Source organism: Streptomyces sp. NPDC031274 (assembly GCF_055570235.1).
In genome coordinates this window covers 1-2,000 of record NZ_JBVIHP010000117.1, presented here as the reverse complement: position 1 = coordinate 2,000, position 2,000 = coordinate 1, and the positions used below count along the sequence as shown (strand labels likewise).

Below are 2,000 nucleotides of genomic sequence, written 5' to 3'. Positions count from 1 at the left end.
TCACGTTCCCCTGACGGGCGCATCTCGATGGGCTCCGCGGTCGCTCCCCCGCACCGCAGCCTTGACGAATGCGCAGGTCACAGTCGTTGAGCCGTCGAGTACGATCTTTGGCGACCAAGATTATCCATGGGGGGAACTCATGCACCTCAGCTCGACGGCTCGTGTCGCCGGAGCCGTACTCGTCCTGTCCGCCACGCTGGTGGCCACCGCCGCCCAGGCGAACGCCGCACCCGCAAACGACGACGCCTCGCCCACCGCGAAGCCCGGCGTTTCGACCAGAGCCGCGGTCGGCAAGTACAGCAAGCTCATCAACAAGTCGAAGCAGAGCAACTACACGAACCAGAAGGACGAAATCGCCCGCTGCACGGCCCAGACCAAGGGCATGACCTGCATGATCAACAAGACGGCGTCGGCGACGCGCACCATCGACGCGGGGTTCGGTCTCAGCCGCGGTGCCGTCGCGGGCAGCCTGAACATCAGCCAGGCCAAGACCCAGTCCGTCGCCGTGACGTGCAGCTCGCCGGTGAAGAAGGGCCACTCGCTCGTCGCCTACCCGATCGGCACCCGGTACAAGTACAAGATCGAGAAGCACATCACCACGCCTCTCGACTACAAGGCCGGCACGAGCGGGTGGAAGCACGCCTTCAACCCGGCGCCCGCGAAGGTGAGTTGCAAGGTCAAGTGAATGCCTTCCCTGACCGAGCCATGCCCACCCGGGGCGTCGCCCCATGCGATGCGCGCACCGCGCCGGTCCGCCGCGCCACGGCGGGGGTCGTCGCCGTGGCCTTCGCCGGGGCCGCGATGCTGCTGAGCGGGTGCGGTACCAATGACGACGCGGACGAGCCCGACCACGTGCCGGTCTCGTCGTTCGTCGGTCAGACCGTGGCCCAGGTGGAAGAGGGTCTGCCGTCGGCCTCGTCGATGGTGTCGTACGACCTGTCCAAGCCGGTCACCGGCGCCAAGGCGACGTACGGCACCGCGAAGGACAAGGGGACGCACGCCGATTGGATCGTGGTGGTGGCGTGCGCGGACACGAAGAACCTTGAGGACGACACTCGCCTCGCGGCCGGTGTCCTGCGCGCGGACGCGTACACGGACGCCATCGCGCGGAAGGCCAAGGACCACGCCTTCGACCGCTACTTGGCGGAGTGCGGCAAGTAGCTTGATCCGCCTTGCCCTTGCCGCCGCCGCTTCGGCGGGCCTGCGTCATGTTGGTTGCCGGGGCCGCCCGGTTGTCCTGAGGTTGGCGGTTCCGGGAAGCGGGACTCTCGACCACTCCCGAGGGGACATCGGCTTTCGCTGCCGACTGCGGACCGGATCTTCCGGCGTGGCCCTCACGGGGAGAAGGGCGGGCGCCCGGTCCGCGACCGGCCGGGGGCGGGAGCGGTCTCGTCAAGCGTCTGCGAGCCGGCCCGCAGACAGGTGTGGCGGTCAGGCATGGCCTCTGCCGAGCCAGACGACATGCACCGGCTGCCCGGAACAGCCGAACAGCCTTCGCCCACCCGGCGGCCCAAGGTGAGCATGGCCCGCCGGGCGAGCGGGGTCGGCAGCCGACGACGACCCCACCCGCTGACCACGGGCTGGCCAGGGGGGTCCGGCACCAAATTCCGAGAAGGCGCATTGGCCGACCCGCGCGCCCCCTGTCTGCAGGAACGCAACTTAGCGAAAGTAGGTGCGCCAGGGGGGTGCTGCAGGAAAGTCTCGTCAATCCGACGGTTCCGCGCGACAAGGCGTGGGACCTTCTTGCAAGCAGCCCTCCGCACGCCCGCACGCCCTGACGGCCACTCCAGAAGATCCGGTCGCCGGTCGCTTGACGAGACCGGCACCCTCCCCGGAGCGGCTGCGGACCGAGCGCCCGCCCTTCTCCCCGTGAGGGCCACCCGCAATGAGCCGGTCCGCACCCGGCAGCCAAGCCCTGATGGCCCGACGGGAGTAGTCGAGAGTCCCGCCCCTCGGGCCGTCCGGTCGTCTTCCCTCGCGCGGTGGAGGGACGGGTGTCA

General features: G+C 69.2%; 2 protein-coding genes. Both read left to right on the top strand.

What is annotated here, in order from left to right; genetic code table 11:
* Positions 1-139: 139 nt before the first annotated feature.
* On the top strand, positions 140-685 hold the full coding sequence (locus ACZ5CR_RS44050; RefSeq protein WP_468868964.1) for a hypothetical protein: 546 nt from the start codon (positions 140-142) through the stop codon (positions 683-685).
* On the top strand, positions 682-1,161 hold the full coding sequence (locus ACZ5CR_RS44045; protein WP_468868962.1) for a hypothetical protein: 480 nt from the start codon (positions 682-684) through the stop codon (positions 1,159-1,161). The genes ACZ5CR_RS44050 and ACZ5CR_RS44045 overlap by 4 nt, the downstream gene beginning before the upstream one ends.
* The last annotated feature ends 839 nt before the right edge of the window (positions 1,162-2,000 follow it).

Coding starts and splice junctions, on each gene's coding strand:
- ACZ5CR_RS44050 (WP_468868964.1), top strand. CDS start 140: ATGCACCTCAGCTCGACGGCTCGTGTCGCCGGAGCCGTACTCGTCCTG.